General features: G+C 59.9%; 22 protein-coding genes and 2 tRNA genes. 10 read left to right on the top strand and 14 right to left on the bottom strand.

Annotation, left to right across the window (positions count from 1 at the left end):
• Positions 1-12 precede the first annotated feature (12 nt).
• Both DWQ09_10910 and DWQ09_10905 read left to right on the top strand, forming a co-directional pair.
• On the top strand, positions 13-435 hold the full coding sequence (locus tag DWQ09_10910) for a transcriptional repressor (protein KAA3627677.1): 423 nt from the start codon (positions 13-15) through the stop codon (positions 433-435).
• Positions 436-493: 58 nt separating this feature from the next.
• Positions 494-569 (top strand) — tRNA-Thr (locus DWQ09_10905).
• Between the two features lie 99 nt (positions 570-668).
• On the opposite strand, the gene DWQ09_10900 is transcribed toward DWQ09_10905, so the two are convergent.
• Complete coding sequence (locus tag DWQ09_10900) at positions 669-1,523, bottom strand: carboxylating nicotinate-nucleotide diphosphorylase (GenBank protein ID KAA3627676.1); 855 nt, start codon at positions 1,521-1,523, stop codon at positions 669-671.
• Between the two features lie 88 nt (positions 1,524-1,611).
• Here DWQ09_10900 and DWQ09_10895 point away from each other — a divergent pair, with 88 nt between their 5' ends.
• The 5 genes from DWQ09_10895 to DWQ09_10875 all read left to right on the top strand — a co-directional run bounded on the left by DWQ09_10895 (position 1,612) and on the right by DWQ09_10875 (position 4,627).
• Positions 1,612-2,355, top strand: coding sequence for a DUF1538 domain-containing protein (locus DWQ09_10895; GenBank protein KAA3627675.1), 744 nt, complete (start codon positions 1,612-1,614; stop codon positions 2,353-2,355).
• Positions 2,355-3,143 (top strand): DUF1538 domain-containing protein, encoded by a 789-nt coding sequence (locus DWQ09_10890; protein ID KAA3627674.1) that lies wholly within the window; start codon positions 2,355-2,357, stop codon positions 3,141-3,143. Before DWQ09_10895 ends, DWQ09_10890 begins: the two co-directional genes overlap by 1 nt.
• Positions 3,144-3,154: 11 nt before the next feature.
• On the top strand, positions 3,155-3,505 hold the full coding sequence (locus DWQ09_10885; GenBank protein KAA3627673.1) for a P-II family nitrogen regulator: 351 nt from the start codon (positions 3,155-3,157) through the stop codon (positions 3,503-3,505).
• Positions 3,502-3,906, top strand: coding sequence for a CBS domain-containing protein (locus DWQ09_10880; protein ID KAA3627672.1), 405 nt, complete (start codon positions 3,502-3,504; stop codon positions 3,904-3,906). Before DWQ09_10885 ends, DWQ09_10880 begins: the two co-directional genes overlap by 4 nt.
• 139 nt (positions 3,907-4,045) lie before the next feature.
• Positions 4,046-4,627, top strand: coding sequence for a 1,6-anhydro-N-acetylmuramyl-L-alanine amidase AmpD (locus DWQ09_10875; protein KAA3627671.1), 582 nt, complete (start codon positions 4,046-4,048; stop codon positions 4,625-4,627).
• 3 nt (positions 4,628-4,630) lie between these two features.
• On the opposite strand, the gene DWQ09_10870 is transcribed toward DWQ09_10875, so the two are convergent.
• The 4 genes from DWQ09_10870 to mviN all read right to left on the bottom strand — a co-directional run bounded on the left by DWQ09_10870 (position 4,631) and on the right by mviN (position 10,616).
• Positions 4,631-5,101 (bottom strand): lipoprotein signal peptidase, encoded by a 471-nt coding sequence (locus DWQ09_10870; GenBank protein KAA3628003.1) that lies wholly within the window; start codon positions 5,099-5,101, stop codon positions 4,631-4,633.
• A gap of 62 nt (positions 5,102-5,163) precedes the next feature.
• Complete coding sequence (locus DWQ09_10865; protein ID KAA3627670.1) at positions 5,164-7,986, bottom strand: isoleucine--tRNA ligase; 2,823 nt, start codon at positions 7,984-7,986, stop codon at positions 5,164-5,166.
• A 30-nt stretch (positions 7,987-8,016) separates the two neighbouring features.
• Positions 8,017-8,943 carry a bifunctional riboflavin kinase/FAD synthetase gene (locus DWQ09_10860; protein ID KAA3627669.1) on the bottom strand — a complete coding sequence of 309 codons (927 nt, stop codon included), beginning with the start codon at positions 8,941-8,943 and terminating at the stop codon, positions 8,017-8,019.
• Positions 8,944-9,068: 125 nt separating this feature from the next.
• On the bottom strand, positions 9,069-10,616 hold the full coding sequence (gene mviN / locus DWQ09_10855; protein ID KAA3628002.1) for a murein biosynthesis integral membrane protein MurJ: 1,548 nt from the start codon (positions 10,614-10,616) through the stop codon (positions 9,069-9,071).
• A gap of 179 nt (positions 10,617-10,795) precedes the next feature.
• Between mviN and DWQ09_10850 the strand changes: the two genes are divergently transcribed.
• Positions 10,796-11,062: a 30S ribosomal protein S20 gene (locus tag DWQ09_10850; protein KAA3627668.1), complete on the top strand. Its 267-nt coding sequence runs from the start codon at positions 10,796-10,798 to the stop codon at positions 11,060-11,062.
• 86 nt (positions 11,063-11,148) lie between these two features.
• Here the strand turns inward: DWQ09_10850 and DWQ09_10845 are convergent, their stop codons facing one another.
• From DWQ09_10845 to rplU, 4 genes are all read right to left on the bottom strand, one after another.
• Positions 11,149-12,273, bottom strand: a complete 1,125-nt coding sequence (locus DWQ09_10845; GenBank protein ID KAA3627667.1) for a glutamate 5-kinase — start codon at positions 12,271-12,273, stop codon at positions 11,149-11,151.
• Positions 12,270-13,334, bottom strand: a complete 1,065-nt coding sequence (locus DWQ09_10840) for a GTPase ObgE (protein ID KAA3627666.1) — start codon at positions 13,332-13,334, stop codon at positions 12,270-12,272. Before DWQ09_10840 ends, DWQ09_10845 begins: the two co-directional genes overlap by 4 nt.
• Positions 13,335-13,441: 107 nt before the next feature.
• Positions 13,442-13,699: a 50S ribosomal protein L27 gene (locus DWQ09_10835; protein KAA3627665.1), complete on the bottom strand. Its 258-nt coding sequence runs from the start codon at positions 13,697-13,699 to the stop codon at positions 13,442-13,444.
• Between the two features lie 23 nt (positions 13,700-13,722).
• A complete protein-coding gene (rplU, locus tag DWQ09_10830) occupies positions 13,723-14,037 on the bottom strand; it encodes a 50S ribosomal protein L21 (GenBank protein KAA3627664.1) in 315 nt (104 codons plus the stop codon).
• Between the two features lie 202 nt (positions 14,038-14,239).
• Here rplU and DWQ09_10825 point away from each other — a divergent pair, with 202 nt between their 5' ends.
• Together DWQ09_10825 and DWQ09_10820 are read left to right on the top strand one after the other, a co-directional pair.
• Complete coding sequence (locus DWQ09_10825) at positions 14,240-15,208, top strand: octaprenyl diphosphate synthase (protein ID KAA3627663.1); 969 nt, start codon at positions 14,240-14,242, stop codon at positions 15,206-15,208.
• 3 nt (positions 15,209-15,211) lie between these two features.
• Positions 15,212-15,288, top strand: a tRNA-Pro gene (locus DWQ09_10820).
• A 54-nt stretch (positions 15,289-15,342) separates the two neighbouring features.
• Here the strand turns inward: DWQ09_10820 and DWQ09_10815 are convergent.
• The 5 genes from DWQ09_10815 to DWQ09_10795 all read right to left on the bottom strand — a co-directional run bounded on the left by DWQ09_10815 (position 15,343) and on the right by DWQ09_10795 (position 18,937).
• The gene (locus DWQ09_10815; GenBank protein ID KAA3627662.1) at positions 15,343-15,747 is read right to left on the bottom strand and encodes a DUF2802 domain-containing protein; all 405 of its coding nucleotides are present in this window, start codon (positions 15,745-15,747) and stop codon (positions 15,343-15,345) included.
• Between the two features lie 187 nt (positions 15,748-15,934).
• Entirely contained in the window at positions 15,935-16,411 is a 477-nt protein-coding gene (locus DWQ09_10810; protein ID KAA3628001.1) for a chemotaxis protein CheW, read from the bottom strand.
• 164 nt (positions 16,412-16,575) lie between these two features.
• Entirely contained in the window at positions 16,576-17,220 is a 645-nt protein-coding gene (locus DWQ09_10805) for a chemotaxis protein CheW (GenBank protein ID KAA3627661.1), read from the bottom strand.
• An 8-nt stretch (positions 17,221-17,228) separates the two neighbouring features.
• Positions 17,229-18,026, bottom strand: a complete 798-nt coding sequence (locus DWQ09_10800) for a ParA family protein (protein ID KAA3627660.1) — start codon at positions 18,024-18,026, stop codon at positions 17,229-17,231.
• Positions 18,023-18,937, bottom strand: coding sequence for a flagellar motor protein MotD (locus DWQ09_10795; protein KAA3627659.1), 915 nt, complete (start codon positions 18,935-18,937; stop codon positions 18,023-18,025). The genes DWQ09_10800 and DWQ09_10795 overlap by 4 nt, the downstream gene beginning before the upstream one ends.
• Positions 18,938-19,001 lie beyond the last annotated feature (64 nt).

The raw sequence follows: 19,001 nt of genomic DNA, 5'->3' as shown, positions 1-19,001 counted from the left end.
TACTCAGAGGGCATGAAAAACTTGCCCTCCAACGGTTTGTCTCAGGATCTGCGCGAATTGATGCAGTCCCACGGCATCCTGCCAACCCAACAGCGCCTTGAGATTGCGGCGGTCTTATTTGCTCATCCGAAACACCTTTCCGCCGATCAGATACTCGCAATCGTAAACGACAGACCGACACGCCCCTCGAAAGCTACCGTCTACAACACCTTGAATCTGTTCGTACGCCAAGGCCTGATCCGCGAAGTGATTGTGGACCCCACAAAGGTGTTCTACGACCCCAATACCCATGCCCACCACCACTTCTACAACGTGGATACCGGGGAACTCGTGGATATCGAAAGCGGGGACCTCGCCATCGGCCGCCTCCCCCGGGCACCTGCCGGTACGCGTGCCGAGGGCGTCGACGTCGTCATCCGGCTTCGCAACTGCTGACCGCTGCCGCTGGCCGGTTGTCCGAAAATGGACAGATCCGATATACTCGGCGGCCTTCGCCGGAATAGCTCAGTTGGTAGAGCAACCGATTCGTAATCGGTAGGTCGGAGGTTCGACTCCTCTTTCCGGCACCAAGCCATCCACCCCAGACAAGGCCCGCCACTGCGCGGGCCTTGTCTGTTTCCAGGCGGGAGAATACTCAACCCTGCATTGGGAATAGAAACCGAGGGCGGCTAGGAGGTGGCGTAGCGCAGGGAGAGGTCGACGGCCTTCAAATCCTTGGTCAGTGCACCAACTGATATGTAATCAACCCCTGTGAGTGCAATCTCGCGCAGGGTTTGCAACGAGACATTGCCGGAGGCTTCCAGGCGCGCACGGCCTTCGTTGAGCACCACCGAAGCCCGCATCTCGTCCAGGCTGAAGTTGTCCAGCAGCAGGATATCGGCCCCCGCGGAGAGCGCCTCTTTGACCTCGCCGAGATTCTCCACCTCCACTTCGACCGGCATCCCCGGGGCTTCGCGCCGCGCCGCCCGGACAGCGGCCGCGATCGAGCCGGCGGCGTGGATGTGATTTTCCTTGATCAGTATGCCGTCATAGAGACCGAGCCGGTGGTTGCGGCAACCGCCGCAGCGAACGGCGTACTTCTGCGCCAGGCGCAGACCCGGCAAGGTCTTGCGCGTGTCGAGCACCGTGGCCCCGGTGCCTGCGGCTGCATCGGCATAGCGTCGCGCCTGGGTGGCTGTTCCGGAGAGGGTTTGCAGGAAATTCAGTGCCGTGCGCTCACCGGTCAGTATGCTGCGGGCCGGGCCTGCCACAAGGCAAAGTATTTGATCCGACTGCACGCGCTGACCGTCATCCGCCTGCCATGTCACGCGGATTGCGGGGTCAAGTTCGGCGAACACGGCATTGAACCATGCCTGCCCGCACAGCACCGCCTCCTCCCGGGCGATGACTGTCGCCTCCAGCCGCGCCGTTGCGGGCACCAGCCGCGCGGTCCGGTCACCGCTGCCGATATCCTCGGCAAGCGCCTGCCGCACGGCTGCGCGGATCACCTCGTCTGACACAGGTCTTTCATCGGCCAAACTCAACGTCTCCTCCCAAGCGACTCGGTTTCAGGGGGCCGCCATCTTAGCAGCCCTGACCCGATTCAGGTAATGTACGGGCATACCAAAACCAATCCATGGCGTGAGACAACAACTTTTTTCTTTTTTGAGGTTTGCCGCAGGCAGCGTGCGCGATCTGCTGCCGATCGTGCTGGTCGTAGCGTTTTTTCAGATCGGCGTCCTGCAGCAACCCTTGCCGGAGTTCGGTCGTCTGCTGGGGGGGTTGTTGGCGGTAATACTGGGACTCACCCTGTTCATTCAGGGTCTGGAGATGGGGCTGTTCCCGGTGGGCGAATCGCTGGCGTTCGACTTTGCCCGCAAAGGCAGCCTCGCGTGGTTGCTGGTGTTTTCCTTTGCCCTGGGATTCGGCACTACCATCGCCGAACCCGCTTTGATCGCGGTCGCCAGCGAGGCCTCGGTAGTCGCCGCCGAAGGCGGCATGATCGAAAACGCCGATTCCGAAAAGCACCGCTACGCGCTGGGTCTGCGCATCACGGTCGCCTTTTCGGTCGGCATCGCCATCGTGATCGGTGTGCTGCGCATACTCAAGGGCTGGCCTATCCAGTACCTTATTATCACCGGCTACATCAGCGTCGTGATAATGACCTTCTTCGCCCCCGCCGAAATCATCGGTATCGCCTACGACTCCGGCGGCGTCACTACCTCGACCATCACGGTGCCATTGGTAACGGCCCTGGGAGTGGGTCTCGCCTCCAGTATCCGCGGCCGCAATCCAATGATCGACGGCTTTGGCCTGATCGCGTTCGCGTCGCTCACACCGATGATCTTCGTCATGGCCTACGGGATGGCGGTGTGATGGAGGTCTTGATGCTGGTTTGGACCACCACCCTGACCACGCTGAGGGATGTACTCCCCATCGCGGCCATCATCTTCGGTTTTCAGTTCCTGGTGATCCGCAGAGCCCTACCCAATCTGAAGAAGGTGCTGGTCGGCTTCGCCTACGTGTTGATCGGTTTGTCGCTGTTTCTGATCGGCCTCGAGGAGGCGCTTTTCCCGCTCGGCAAGCTGATGGCCCAGCAACTTACCGATCCCCGTTTTCTGCTGGAAGGCGCAGCGCTCTCCGACACCACAATACTCAACTGGCGGCACTATTTCTGGGTCTACTGCTTTGCCGCAGCGATCGGCTTTTCGACGACCATTGCCGAACCCTCGCTCATCGCGGTGGCCATCAAAGCCAATCAGGTATCGGGCGGCGCCATCAGCGCCCGGGGACTGCGGATAGCAGTGGCCATCGGTGTCGCCGTGGGCATTGCCCTCGGCTCATTTCGCATCATCACCGGCACACCGTTGCACTGGTACATCATTGCCGGTTATATCGTCGTCATCATCCAGACCGTCTACGCCCCGCGACTGATTATCGCTTTGGCCTATGACTCAGGCGGTGTCACCACTTCAACCGTCACCGTGCCTCTGGTAACCGCCTTGGGGCTCGGACTGGCCAGCACGGTTCCCGGACGCAGTCCACTGATGGATGGCTTCGGCCTGATCGCCTTCGCCAGTCTTTTTCCCATCATGTCGGTCATGGGTTACGCCCAGTTGAGTGAATGGTTCGGCGCGCGCCGATCCCGAGGCACGCGGAAATAAGGAGGCGCAACATGCATTTCAAACTGATCATCACGCTTATCGAAGATCACAAGACGGATGCGGTCGTCGATGCCGCGCGTACGGCAGGAGCCACCGGCGCCACCGTTCTCAACCAGGCACGCGGCGAGGGCATGCAGAAACCCAAGACCTTTTTCGGTCTCAACCTCGAAACCCAGCGCGACATGGTGCTGTTTCTCGTCGAGGAGCACCTCTGCCGCGCCATACTGGAGACTATCGCAAAGGTTGGTGAGTTCGAGGAAAAACCCGGCACCGGCATCGCCTTCCAGATCGACGTGGAGGACGCCGTCGGCGTCACCGAGCAGATACGCAATCTGACCCCCCTGGTGGAGGACAAGCTATGAAAGAGGAGATCGTTCGCGTTCGCGATGTCATGACCCAAGATTTCGATCGCATCGATGGGATGGCCACCATCAGCGAGGCGCTATCGCGGATGAAAGCGATAAACGCGCGCTGCCTGGTGGTGAACAAGCGCCATGACGATGACGAACACGGTTTCCTGCTGCTTTCGGACATCGCGCGCAAAGTGCTGGCACCCAACCGCGCCCCGGAGCGGGTGAATGTCTACGAGGTGATGGCCAAACCGACCATCTGCGTGGAACCAGAGATGAACATCCGCTACTGTGCGCGCCTGTTCGACAATTTCCGACTGACTCGCGCCCCCGTTGTGGACCAGCGCGGTAACGTCGTGGGTGTCGTCAGTTTCGCCGATCTGGTGTTGCAGGGACTGTGCCGCAGCGTGTAGGTCCGATTGCACCGTGCGAAACGGCAACGCCAATGACCGGTCTCACCGTTCCGCTGTCGCAGGCGCTGTGCCCGGAAAAATCGAACCATGCGCAGTTGGGCAGCCTTCGTGAATCTGTGCTAGGAGAATCCAACCACCTATGGCCGCGGACCCCCTGACTATCGATACGCAGTGCGGCCGTCTGGTCGATGCCCGCTGGGTGGCGTCACCCAATTGCGATGACCGCCCGCTCGGTTGTGAGATCGATCTGGTGATCATCCACGGCATCAGTCTGCCACCGGGCGAGTTTGGTGGGCCCTGGATAGAAGCCCTGTTCACCAACACGCTAAACCCCGACATACATCCCTACTTTGCCGAGGTCCATACCCTGCGTGTCTCCGCACACCTGCTGATACGGCGGGACGGCGAGTTGGTTCAATTCGTGCCGTTCCATCGACGCGCCTGGCATGCCGGCGCATCGCGCTACCTCCAGCGCGCAAATTGCAACGACTACGCCATTGGCATCGAACTGGAGGGCACTGACGATACACCGTACGCAGAAGTGCAGTACCGGCAACTGGAACGCGCGGTTCGCGCGCTCTCGGTCAGCTATCCCCGCATCACCGCTGAACGCGTAGTGGGTCATTGCGACGTGGCGCCCGGGCGTAAAAGCGATCCGGGTCCCGCGTTCGACTGGCCCCGTCTTTATGCCGCACTGGACCAGGGGCCATCAGTGGGCTGACGGTCAGGGCGACCTGGAAGCACGATTGAGCAACGAGTCGAGAATCAGCAGCGTCACCCCCACGGTAATGGCGGAATCCGCCACATTGAACGCCGGCCAGTACCAATGTTGATAGTGCACTTCGATGAAATCGATGACATGACCAAACAATAAACGGTCGATGACGTTGCCTACCGCACCCCCCAAAATTAGCGTAATCCCCAACGCCTCCCAAACCACCGCGCGCGGCAGGCGACGCAACCAGAACACGAGAAACACACTCACCGCCAAGGCCAGGACGACAAAGAACCAGCGCTGCCAGCCTCCCTCGTCGGCGAGAAAGCTGAACGCGGCACCTGTGTTGTAGCGCAGCGTGAGATTGAATACCGGCAACAGCACCAGCGGCTCGTTGTAATTGAGCATCGACTCGGCCAACTGCTTGGTGATCTGATCCAACACCACCACACCACCGGCGACGCCCAGCCAACGAGCCAGCGCCGCAGGGCGTTCGGCAGTGGCTGCTGCTTGTTCCATACTCTCTGGTACCTGTTCCGTCTTCATGCGTAAAGGCGTTGTTCACCGCTCCCCGCTACGTTCTCCACGCACCGACCGCACAGCTCAGGGTGGTCCGCGTGCTTGCCGACATCCTCGCGCCGGTGCCAACAACGTACGCATTTACCATGACTGCTTGGGATCACTTTAAGACGCAGTCCCGCACGGGCAGTCTCCACCGTCTCGGCAGGTGCGGCATCGAGCGGGTGCACGACCGCCGTCGAGGTGATCAGCACGAAACGCAGTTCATCACCAAGTTTACTGAGCAGATTCTGTAAGTTTTTGTCGCAGTAGAGGTCGAGCTCCGCTTCCAGCGAAGAACCGATCTTGCCCTCAACGCGAACCCGCTCCAGTTCCTTGCTCACCGCCTCGCGTACTGCAAGTACCTCCTGCCAGTAAGCCATATTCAACTCGCCCATCTCCGCGGCCTCGGGAAAAGCGTAGTAGGTCTCCAGGAACACCGACTCACCGCGCGGACCCGGCAGGTACTGCCAGACCTCTTCGGCCGTAAAGCTGAGGATGGGCGCCAGCCACCGCACCAGCGCCTCGGCGATGTGATACAGGGCCGTCTGCGCGGAACGGCGCGCGCGGCTGTCGGTCGGCGTGGTGTATTGGCGATCTTTGATAATGTCGAGATAGAAGCTACCCAGATCCACGCTGCAGAAATTATGCGCCTTCTGATAGATGTGGTGAAAATCGAAATCCTCGTAGGCACGCATGACCTCATTCTGCAATTGGCGAGCCTGCTCCACCGCCCAGCGATCAAGAGCGAGCAGTTCCTGCAGCGGCAACTGATGCTGCACGGGATCGAAACCCGTCAGGTTGCCGAGCAGGAAACGCGTCGTATTGCGAATGCGTCGATAGGCATCAGCGGTACGCTTGAGAATTTCATCGGAGACATGCATTTCGCCGCGATAGTCGGTGGCCGCCACCCACAAACGCAGTACATCGGCGCCCAGGCTGTTGACCACCTGCTGCGGTGCGACGACGTTGCCCATCGACTTGGACATCTTGCGTCCCTCGGCATCAACGGTGAAGCCGTGGGTCAACACCGATTTGTAGGGCGCCACACCATTCATCGCCACCGAGGTCAGCAGCGACGAGTGAAACCAACCGCGATGCTGATCGGATCCCTCCAGATACATATCGGCGGGAAAGCGCAGCTCGGGGCGTTGTTCCAGCACCGTGTAATGTGTGGTCCCCGAATCGAACCAGACATCCAGCGTATCACCCACCTTTTCGTAATGCGCGGCTTCGTCACCGAGAAGGTCTTCGACCGCGACATCGAACCAGGCGTCGATCCCTGTGCGCTCGACGCGCAGCGCCACCTCCTCGATCAGGCGCGGCGTATCGGGATGCAGCGCGCCGCTTTCACGATGCACCAGAAGGCAGATCGGAATACCCCACGAACGTTGGCGCGAGATGCACCAGTCGGGACGGTTTTCGATCATGCCGCGAATGCGTGCCTGCCCCCAGTCGGGAATCCAGCGTACGCGGTCGATTTCATGCAGCGACATCTCGCGCAACGCCTTCTGCTCCATGCTGATAAACCACTGCGCTGTGGCGCGGAAGATGATCGGAGTTTTGTGCCGCCAGCAATGCGGGTAACTGTGGCGGATCTTCTCCACGTGCAACAGCGCCCCGCGCTCCTTGAGTACCTCAATGACATGGTCGTTGGACTTGAACACGAACTCGCCCGCGAAGAGCTCCGTACCCGGCAGGAAGCAGCCGTTATCGCCGACCGGGTTGTCCACCTCCAGGCCGTAGTGCTGACCGATCTCGAAATCCTCCTGACCATGTCCCGGTGCGGTATGTACCGCGCCGGTACCGGCCTCCAGCGTCACATGCTCGCCAACGATGACAGGGACCACGCGTTGATAAAAGGGATGATGAAGCTTCAGACCTTCCAGCACGCTGCCTGTGCAGCGGGCAATGATGCGGGTATTGAATCCGCCATAGCGTTTGATCGCTGCCTCATGCAGATCCTCGGCCAGCAGTAAACGCTCAGTGCCAGCCGCGGTATCGACCTGCGCCAGCACATAGTGGTACTCAGGATTGAGCGCAACAGCCTGGTTGGCGGGTAATGTCCAAGGTGTGGTCGTCCAGATGGGAATCGAAACTGCACCCTCGCCCACCTCGCCAACCGGCGAACATTGGGCGACAAACTCCGCTTCGTCCACCACACGAAAGCGCACGTCGATCGCCGGCGAGGTCTTTTCCTCGTACTCGACTTCCGCCTCGGCCAGCGCCGAACCGCAATCGGCGCACCAGTGCACGGGTTTGGCGCCGCGAAGCAGGTGGCCATTGGCGATGATCCTGCCCAAAGCGCGGATGATATCGGCCTCGTTCTTGAAGCTCATGGTGAGATAGGGGTGCTCCCAATCTCCCATGACACCCAACCGTTTGAAATCGGCGCGCTGCTTGTCGATCTGCGTAGCCGCGTAATCACGACACGCTTTGCGGAAGGTCTTGGCATCGACCTTGTCGCCCGCCTTGCCGATGCTCTTTTCCACCTGCAACTCGATGGGCAGACCGTGGCAGTCCCACCCCGGCACATAGGGGACATCGCGCCCCGCCACCAGTCGGGATTTGTTGATGATGTCCTTGAGCACCTTATTGACGGCATGCCCGATATGAATTTCACCATTGGCATAGGGCGGGCCATCGTGAAGGATGAACTGTTCCTGCCCCGTGCGCGCTTGACGTGCCTTACGATAGAGATCGATCTGCTCCCAACGCCTGAGCATTTCAGGTTCACGCTGCGGCAGATTGCCGCGCATCGGGAAATCGGTTTGAGGAAGATTGAGAGTCTGCTTATAGTCCGCCATGATCTTTTCAGTCGTTCAGCTTTTCATAAATTACGCTGTAAAAAAATGCCGTGCTGCCTTTACGTCCGCCGCGATCTGCGCTTGCAACGCATCCAGCGACTCGAAACGCCGCTCCTCGCGCAGCTTATGGAGGAAATCGACGTGGATGTAGCGCCGATAAATATCCTCCGCAAAATCGAAAAGGTGCACTTCAAGCAACGCCTGCCGTCCATCGACGGTAGGACGTATCCCGACGTTGGCCACGCCGATACGCGGTTCATGCTCCAGACCAAACACTTCGACGGCGTAGACGCCCGATAGCGGCAGTGCCTTGTGGTGCAGCCGGATGTTGGCCGTCGGGAAACCGAGGGTGCGCCCCCGTTTGTCACCGTGGGCCACCCGCCCCGAGATGCGGTAAGGTCGCCCCAGAAGTTTTTGCGCCATCGCCAAATCGCCCACTTCCAATGCATCGCGCACCCGGGTGCTGCTGACACGATTACCATCGATATTGACGGTGTGCATGCGCGCCACGGCAAACCCGCGCGCCTCACCCACCGCCTCCAGCATGGCGAAGTCACCCCTGCGGTTGCTGCCAAATCGAAAGTCGTCGCCGACTACCAGATAGCGCACGCCCAAATCGGCGATCAGGATCTGTTCGATGAACTGCTCGGCCGCCATTGCCGCCAGGCGCCGATTGAAACGCAGACAGACCACCCGATCCACGGCGAAACGCCCGAGCGCTTTCAGCTTCTCACGCAACCTCGTCAGACGTGCCGGTGCTGAACCCGGCGCAAAAAACTCCTCGGGTTGAGGCTCGAAAGTGATGATCACAGCCGGCAGATTGAGCTCCGACGCCTTCTCCGCCACCTGGCCCAACACCGCCTGGTGACCGAGATGAACGCCGTCGAACTTGCCAATGGTTGCCACGCAGCCTCGGTGCTCGCGCTTCAGGCTGTAATGACCGCGTATCAGCTCCATGATCCCGACCTCGGTGACGACTCATTGCCGATGGGCATCGCCACCACCGATTGTCTCAGTAAAGCGGCGATTATAAACAAAAAGGCACAGTGCCTGCTGCAGCAAACCGGGACGCAGAAAAACATCTAGCGTACGCTACTCGCAGCTCGCAGATGCGCGGGTCTCACACCCAGCAGTGCCAGCGAACCAAAATAGACCAGCACCGCGACGATCAGCCAAAGACACAAACGCACGGCTCTCTCCAGGACTCCTGCTGCCAACCACTCCTCAATGCCACCGGTCCCCCACCATAACACCGCCGCCATCACGCCACCGGCGATCATCGATCGCAAAAACAGCACGCCCCAACCGCTTCGGGGCCGGTAGACCGCCTCTTTACGCAAACCGCGATACAGCAATCCCGCGTTGATAAAGGCGGCCAGTGATGTGGCCAGCGCCAGCCCTGCATGGGCCAATGACCAGACCAGCATCAGATTCAGAGTGATGTTACCCAGCATCGCGATAACACCTATGCGCACCGGTGTTCGCATGTCCTGTCGCGAGTAGTAGCCCGGCGCCAGCACTTTGATCAGAATGAATCCGCACAAGCCCACCGAGTAGGCCATCAGGCTGCGCGCTGCCATCACCACATCGTCACCGCTGAAGGCCTCGTACTGAAACAGCGTCGCCAGTAATGGACCGGCCAGAACCGCCAGGCCCAACGATGCGGGCACACCAATCAATAGTACCCAGCGTAGCGCCCAATCGATGGAATCGGAGAATGCCGTGGGATTCTCGCTGGCATGTTCGCGCGACAGATGCGGCAGAATGACCGTCGCCATCGCGATTCCAAATATCCCGAGAGGGAATTCCACCAGACGATCCGAGTAATAGAGCCAGGAGATGCTGCCGGTGGCAAGGAACGAGGCGATCAGTGTATCGATGAGCAGGTTGATCTGGGTGACGGACACACCAAAGATCGCGGGCAACATCAGCCGCAGGATGCGCCGCACCCCGGGATCCTGAAACCGCGGCTTGGGGATACTCAGCACGCGCAGACGTACCAGGAAGGGAAGCTGAAACAACAATTGGGTCAACCCGGCGATCAGCACCCCCCACGCCAATGCAGTGATCGGCTTGTCCATCAGAGGTGCCAACCATACCGCCGCCCCGATCAGCGATAGATTGAGAAATACCGGCGTAAACGCCGGCACCCCAAAACGTCCGAATGTGTTGAGCACACCACCTGCCAAAGCGGTCAGCGAAATAAAGAGCAGGTAGGGGAAGGTGACCCGCAGCATCTCCACTGCCAGCGCACGCTGCGGTCCATCAGCCGGAAATCCGGGCGCAAAGATCAGAATCAGGACCGGCGCGGCCAACACGCCGAGTACCGTTACCCCGAAGAGCACCACACCCAGCGAACCGCTGACACTACCGACCAGATCGCGGACCTCATCGTGCGAACGCTGGGTTTTGTATTCCGCAAGCACCGGTACAAAGGCCTGCGAGAACGCCCCCTCAGCAAAGAGGCGGCGCAAAAAGTTGGGAATCTTGAAGGCGACAAAGAAGGCGTCGGTACCCAGACTGGCGCCAAAATAGCGTGCAATCACCACATCGCGCACAAACCCCAGAACACGCGACGCCAGCGTATTCAGCCCTACCGTCGCCGTCGATTTGACCAGCCGCTTGCTCAGTTCCGCCTCCCTCACACGCAAAATAGCCACAGTGCCTCGGAGGGCAATCGACGCGGTTGGCGTCGACCTGAATCCCTCTCTGGCCCTGTGGCCGGCGAGCGGTTATCCCATTGACAATGGACCCGAAAATCCGCATAGTATGCGGCCTTTCGGACCCTGGAACCAGTAGGAGTATTCAATTGGCCAACTCGCCGCAAGCAGCCAAGCGCGCCCGCCAGGCGGAGCAACACCGTCAGCGCAATACCAGCGCGCGCTCCATGATGCGCACTCATATCAAAAGGGTAGTTAAAGCCATTGAGGCCGGGGACAAGGATGCCGCTACTGCCGCCTACACCGCCGCCACGCCGATCATCGATCGTATGGCCCACAAGGGGCTGATTCATCGCAACAAGGCAACGCGTCACAAGAGCCGCTTGAATGCAAGAATCAAGGCAATGGGCGCCTGATTTAGATCGCTGCATCTCAGAACATGAAAAAGGCCGGTCTTGGACCGGCCTTTTTATTTGGTTGCTCGCGCGCCACTCAGGTAGTGCTAGACCAACACCAGGTTGTCGCGATGAATCAGCTCCGGCTCATCGACATACCCGAGCAGCGCCTCGATCTGCGCGCTGGGCATACCCTTGATGCGTTGCGCCTCCTCGGCACCGTAGTTGACCAAGCCGCGCGCTACTTCAACACCCTGCGCGTTGACGCAGCTCACCAACTCGCCCCGTGAAAAACTGCCGCCAACGTCACGCACCCCCACCGCCAACAGGCTGCGCCCCGATTCGCGCAACACACGTACCGCCCCATCATCGAGTTCGAGGCGGCCTTTCACCTGCAGATGCCCCGCCAACCAGCGCTTGCGGGCGGCTACCGGTTCCTGATCAGGCACCAGCAGCGTACCGATCTCTTCGCCTCCCCGCACGCGTTCGAGCAATCGCTCGCTGCGACCGCTGACGATGAGTGTCGTGGTACCCGACCGCGCTGCCAGTCGCGCCGCATGAACTTTTGTCGACATACCACCTCGTCCCAGACCGCTGACGCTGTCTCCCGCCATCCGTGTCAGCTCTGGATCGCCTGCGGAGCGTTGTGAAACCAATGCGGCATCGGGTTTCATGCGAGGATCTTGTTCGTAGAGCCCTTCCTGGTCAGTCAGAATCAAGAGCAGATCGGCCTCCACAAGATTCGCCACCAACGCGGCTAACGTATCGTTATCGCCAAAGCGGATCTCCTCCATAGCCACGGTGTCGTTTTCGTTGACGATCGGCACCACACCCAGTTTCAGCAGAGTGCGCAGCGTGCTGCGTGCATTGAGGTAACGCTTGCGGTGCGACAGATCATCGTGGGTCAGCAGCACCTGCGCGGTCTGCAGTCCGTAACGCTGAAAATGCGATTCATAGGCCTGTATCAGCCCCATTTGGCCAACGGCAGCAGCAGCCTGGAGTTCGTGCAGGGCATGCGGGCGCGCACGCCATCCCAGACGTGTCATACCCGCCGCAATGGCACCTGAGGAGACCAACATCACTTCCGCGCCGGTCGCTTGCAACGCTGCAATCTGCGCCACCCACGTGCCAATAGCGTCGCTATCGAGTCCACGACCGTCATTGGTCAACAGCGAACTGCCGATCTTGATCACCCAGCGCCGCGCATTGGCCAGTTGTTGACGCGTCTTCATGAGTGCTCCACGGAGCCGGTTGCTTCGCTTTTAGCCTCTTGGCACTGCTTTGCAGCGAGGGATTCCAAGTGTCCCATAATAGCGGATACCAATTCGCGCGTACCTTGCCCCGTTTGCGCCGAAATCATAAACACGGGTCCCCGCCATGCAAGCGCCTTGATCGCTTTTTGGGCAGCCTCCTCCGCCGTTTCGGCGTCCCCAAGATCGATTTTATTGAATACCAGCCAACGCTCGCGGGTCGCCAGATCCGTACTGAACTTGGCCAACTCCTCGGCAATCGCACGCGCGTTGTCGGCGGGTTCAGACTGATCAAAGGGAAACAGATCGACCAGATGCAGCAACAACCGTGTGCGCGAGAGGTGTTTCAGAAACTGCAATCCCAGGCCCGCACCCTCTGCGGCTCCCTCGATAACACCGGGGATATCCGCCACAACGAAGCTGCGCTCGCTGTTGATGCGCACCACCCCCAGATTCGGGTAGAGGGTCGTAAACGGGTAGTCCGCAACGCGCGGACGGGCCGCCGAAACGGCGCGAATCAAGGTCGACTTGCCGGCGTTGGGAAGACCCAGCAACCCCACATCAGCCAGTACCTTAAGCTCCAGCCGGAGTTTGCGTTGCTCGCCGAGCGTCCCCTTGGTGGCTTGGCGCGGCGCCCGGTTGGTGCTGCTCTTGAACCGCGTATTGCCCAGCCCCCCTCGACCGCCCTGGGCCACACAGAGTCGATCGCCCGGCTCGACCAGATCTCCCATCTGCTCACCGGTATCATCATCGACCACGACGGTTCCCACCGGCACGCGAATCACGAGATCTTCGCCGCTCTTGCCCGTGCAGTTACGCCCCATCCCGTTCCCTCCACGCTGGGCACGAAACCGCCGGGTATGCCGGAAATCGACCAGGGTGTTGAGCCCCGAATCAGCCTCCAGGAACAGACTGCCACCAGCACCGCCATCACCGCCGTCGGGGCCGCCGAAAGGGATGTATTTCTCGCGACGAAAGCTGACGCAGCCGTTGCCGCCATCACCGGCTTCAATGCGTATGATTGCCTCGTCGACGAATTTCATGGGATGAAGTTACAAGCTAGCAGCGATTGCGCCAAGCGGTTTGGACCGCAACAAAAAAGCCCCGCTGTGTCACGGGGCTTCTCCTGAATACTGGTTTGCGCGGAAACCTAGTCCGTGACAACACTCACATACTGGCGGTTTTTCGGGCCTTTGATCTCAAACTTGACCACACCGTCAGCCTTGGCAAAAAGCGTGAAATCGCGACCGCAACCCACGTTGACGCCGGGATGCACCTTGGTGCCGCGCTGACGGACGATGATGCTGCCGGCCCGGATAGCCTGGCCACCGAACATCTTCACGCCCAATCGTTTGGACTCAGAATCGCGGCCGTTACGGGTACTGCCGCCTGCCTTTTTATGAGCCATGGACTACTCTCTCCTATCGCCGATCAGCCGGCCTGAATGCCAGTGATCTGCACTTCAGTATACGCCTGCCGATGGCCCATGCGTTTCATATGGTGCTTACGGCGCTTGAACTTGATGATCTTTACTTTTTTACCGCGACCGTGTTCTTTCACGGAGGCGGTCACCTTGGACCCGTTCACTAGCGGCGTGCCGACCGTCGTCTCGTCGCCGTTTGAGATGAGCAGCACCTGATCAAATTCCACATTCTCACCCGCTTCGACGGGGAGTTTTTCAACGCGCAGGCGATCGCCCTCGCTCACCCGGTACTGTTTACCCCCGGTTTTGATAACCGCGTACATGCTCAGAACTCTCCGCAGAATCGGGCGGACGCAATAGCCGCCCCAAAAGGAAATGGGCAATTCTACTGATTGATCTGCAGTGGGTCAATCGGGAATTCCCGCAAAATCAGTCCTGTAGCCAGGTGCCACGGGAAGCGGCTCTTGACACCCCCAGGCCCCCTCCCTAGCATGAGCAGGCCCTCCGTTGAGTACTGTTTATCCAATGGAAATCGATCAAATCCGCGAACTGATCGCGGACGACATGAGAGCGGTCGACCAAATCATCCACGATCGCCTCAGTTCGGATGTCGTCCTCATCAACCAGCTCAGCCAGTACATCATCAACAGCGGTGGAAAACGCCTGCGCCCGATGCTGGTACTGCTCGCGGCGCGTGCATTTGGGTACTCCGGCGACCAGCACGTCAACCTCGCGGCAGTGGTGGAATTCATTCACACCGCGACACTCTTGCACGATGACGTGGTAGACGCCTCGGAGCTGCGCCGCGGACAGGAGACTGCCAATGCCCTATGGGGCAACGAAGCCAGTGTCCTGGTCGGTGACTTTCTCTACTCCCGCGCCTTTCAGATGATGGTGGACGCCGATAGCATGCGTGTCATGACCATTCTCGCCGATGCCACCAACATCATCGCCGAGGGCGAGGTGATGCAGTTGATGAACTGCAACGACCCCGACACGACGGAGCTCAAGTATCTCGAGGTCATCCGTTGCAAAACCGCAAAACTGTTCGAAGCCGCTACCCGTCTGGGCGCCATCCTCGGTGGCCAAGGCGGGGATACGGAGAGCGCCATTGGCGATTTCGGCATGCACCTGGGAACCGCCTTTCAGCTGGTGGATGACGCCTTGGACTACAGCGCATCCGCTGCCGAAACAGGCAAGAATATCGGTGATGACCTGGCCGAAGGCAAACCCACACTTCCGCTGATTTATGCCATGCGCAAAGGCACGTCGGAGCAAATCCGCATCCTGCGCAGAGCCATAGAGAACGGGGGACGCGAGTGCATCGATGAGGTCCTGAGCGCCATTGAATCGACCAAGGCTATCGAGTACACTGCCGAGCTCGCAAAGGCCGAGGCAGAACTCGCTGTGGCCCAGCTCGAAGGGTTGCCGGAGACGCCATACAAAGAAGCCTTAGCGAGTCTAGCGGTATTCTCCATCACCAGGAATTACTAGTTTCGGGGTGTAGCTCAGCCTGGTAGAGCACTGCCTTCGGGAGGCAGGGGTCGTAGGTTCAAATCCTGTCACCCCGACCAAATAAAAAAGCCGGCGGCCAGCCGGCTTTTTTATTCCTTAGGATTTGAAGGTGATCAGCTTGCCTTATCCACGCTATGCAGCATCGTCAGCAGCTCCGCCTCGCTGCGCGTCAAACCGCAGGTTTCGGCGATCTCCCTGACCGGCGCGCCGTTGTGCACCAGACGAATCGCCTGTGCGTAGGGGCGCTCGCCAGGATCTTTCAACTCAAGCCGCTCGTGCCGATCAGCCAATGCGCGCTGCTCGCGCTCCAGTTGCCGCAGGCGATCACCGAGCCCCACCGCACCCGCACAAAGCGCTCGCAGGTCCTGCCGAACACGGTTCATCTCTGCACCCTGGGCATCGCGCATCCCGAGAACAGCTTCGCCACTTCGTCGCGCAAGACGCACTGCCGACAAGGCGATCAGCAACGCGACGATCGTTACCAGCGGGTAGAGCCCTTCATGCCATTCAGTCATCATGCGTACTCGTCGATGTGTCCACCTTCACCCTCATCTCTTTTTTCCTTGCGGGATTTGGATGGAAGTTCGCGCGGCGATTCCTCATCTTTTGGTTTGCGCCTGTCCGATTTTTCGTTGGACCCAACCGGCCAGATCGGGCTTAAGGGAGAGACTTCGGGCAGTTTGGCCATGGCCACTGCGGACGAGCTCAAAGGCTCGTCATCTCCTCCCACTCCTCTTCCGTGAGCAGCTTGTTGAGATCGACCAGAATCAACAGATCAGAGTCCACTGTAGCCACTCCCTGGATGTAGCGGGCGTTCTCTTCGTTGCCGACATTCGGCGCCATATCGATCTCGGAACGGCGTAGCTCGACAACCTCCGCCACGCTGTCGACCAGAATCCCGAAGATCTGTCCCTGACTTTCAATGATGACCACTCGCGAATTGTCATCGACCTCTCCGGGCGGCATGCCAAAGCGTTTGCGCGTATCGATCACCGTTACCACATTGCCCCGCAGATTGATGATTCCGAGCACATAGTCGGGCGCACCCGGGACCGGGGCGATTTCACTGACCCGCAATACCTCCTGTACCTGCATCACATTGATACCGAAGGTCTCTTCCTCCAGGTGGAAGGTCACCCACTGCACCACAGGATCCTTGCCGTTCTCTGTCATTTGGTTCATCGTTTCACCCTGAGTCCAGCCACCGTCGGGCATCATTGCTGCAACGTCGCGTGGCGCGACGGGATTCCGACACTACTGCAACCCTATTCCAGTTTAAGCATGATCCATGCCAGCATAAATCGCCCCACGCTGCCGTGAAAGCAGTGGCGCGATTCCCCACCGCCTCATAGTGCCTTGATCATATCCGCCAATGCGTCGATATCCAGAAGCGCGCACATATGATCGACGACCGTGCCCGCCAGCCAGGGCCGCTTGGTTCGCGATGTGCGCCAGCGAACCTGATCCTTGCCAAGCGTGATCACCTGATCCACCCGCTCACAGGCGAGCCCCCAGCGACCCTCGTCGAAGAAGATGATATGGGCGTAAGCGGTAGGGGTGGTGGTGCCATCCAGGCGTTCGGGCATAACCACGCCTGCGGTATCGACGATGCCGGCCTGTCGCTCACGGTAGGTCATCACCCCCAGGAACCAGGCCGGGCGCTCGGGCAGTTTTGTCACGCCATCGGCCCATTCCGTGATCCCGCAGAGCTTTTCCAAAGGCACTGCCAAGGTCAGCCCGCGAACGTCAAAAAGCAGACACTGGAAGCGTGTTTCCACCCAGTCCGGCAGCGGCGATTCCACCGCAAGCCGGGCGCCTACCTCTGCAGGCGCCGCGACACTCTCCTCCTCAACCGCCGCGGGCTGACGCAAGAGATGAACAGCCGCTGGTTTTTCGGCTCCTGCTTCGAACTCGATCGGCACCTCGCGCAGCAGGGAATCCAGGTAGGCGCTCAGCGCGACCTGCTGATCCACCAGCACCGGGCGTTCCAACTTACCACTCACAGAGCCGCCGCCTTACCGACCTGGTGTACGTCGTCGTTCAGATCACCCAGCAGTTGCCGATAGGCATCGAGGCCCCTGGTATGCGCACTCATCGAGGAGAGCGGCACACCCGCCTGACTGGCTTCGCGAAACTGTGTATCGATGGGGATCACTCCACCCCAGAGGTGCTCGCTGTAGCGTTCGCGCAGTACCCGCAGGGTGTCGATGGAGGCGCGCGTGCGCCGATCAAAAAAGGCTGGCACGATCAGGTAGGGCAACGGCTGGGGGCGGGAGCGCCGCACCATCTCCAGGGTTCGGAGCATGCGGTCCAGACCTTTAAGCGCCAGGTACTCGGTTTGTGTAGGTATCAGCAGAAAATCGCTTGCGGCCAAGGCATTGATCATCAGTACGCCCAAGACCGGGGGGCAATCGATAAAGACATGATCGAATTTCCCTTCAAGTCGCTTCAGCGCGCGCCCCACCACCAGACCCATGCCTTCGCGGCTTCCGAGTTGACGGTCGAGCGTAGCGAGAGCAGTCGAGGCAGCCAGCAGATGGAGGCGCTCGATCCTGGTTGGCTGAACCGCAGCCGCAACGTTGGGCTGCACGCCGTCGGCGGTCTGCTTGAACAGCGTATAAACGCTGTTCTGCACGGTTTCGGGGTCGAACCCCAGGTAAGAGGTCGCCGAACCGTGCGGATCGAGATCGATCAGCAACACCCCATGGCCCTCGTCCGTCAGGAGTCCCGCCAGGGTAATGGCCGTGGTGGTCTTGCCCACACCACCTTTCTGATTGGCGATGGCCCAGACCTTCACTGCGGAGCTCCACCGGCACCAAGCGGCGGTTGCACCGGGATACCCGAGATTGGCGAAAGCTGCCCCGGCGCTTTGGGCGTAGGGACCTCAGGTGTGGGAGCCGACAGCGCCGGTGTCGCCGTCTCCGTGGCCAAAACCACCAGTGCCACGCGACGATTCTCGCGCCTGCCATCCACACTGGTATTGTCGGATACCGGGCGATGCTCACCATAGCCGATGGCGGCCATGCGCTTTGGATCCATTCCCACCTGAACGAAGAACTGGACCACGCTGGCGGCGCGCGCCGCTGACAACTCCCAGTTCGATGGATAGACCAGCGACCGGATCGGCAGGTTGTCGGTGTGCCCCTCCACCTGCACGGGGTTCGGATGTTTGTTCAACACTTCCGCCAGTTTGCGCAGCACCGGGAGCGCCTCTTCCGTCAGGGCAGCGCTGCCGCTTGGGTAGAGAATGCTCGCCTTGAGCTCGATCTCCAGCCAACCCTTGCCCTGGCGTACCTTCACCAGGTCCTGGTCAATCAGTGACTGAACCGCCTGTTGAATTTCACCGCTGATACTCTTCAAGGCGGTGGAAGCCGCATCGCTGGTGCGTCCCCCAGGCTCACGTTCGATACTGCGCTGCTGACCGCCCAACGCCTCTTCCAGTTTGCGCCGATACTCGTAGGGAAGATTGACCGGGGAACTGTTCGGGCTCTTCGCCAGCTGGCCGATCTGAACCGGATCAAGACTCTTGGCTGGTGAACGAAAGGCCGCCACTATGGCGTCGGAGAGAACACGGTACTTGCCCTCGTTGATCGAGGAGATGGAGTACATGACCACGAAGAACGCGAACAAGAGCGTGATGAAATCGGCATAGGAAACCAGCCAACGCTCGTGATTCTCGTGTTCTTCAGGTCGTTTTTTACGCGCCATGGCGAATCAGGTCAAAGGCGAACAATAAAAGCGCAAAGGGGCGAACTGCTCCCTCCCGGCACGC

The sequence above is a fragment of the Pseudomonadota bacterium genome, assembly GCA_008501635.1.
Classification (GTDB): Bacteria; Pseudomonadota; Gammaproteobacteria; order QQUJ01; family QQUJ01; genus QQUJ01.
Note: the sequence above shows the minus strand (reverse complement) of the source record. Positions and strands in the feature narration are given on the sequence as shown.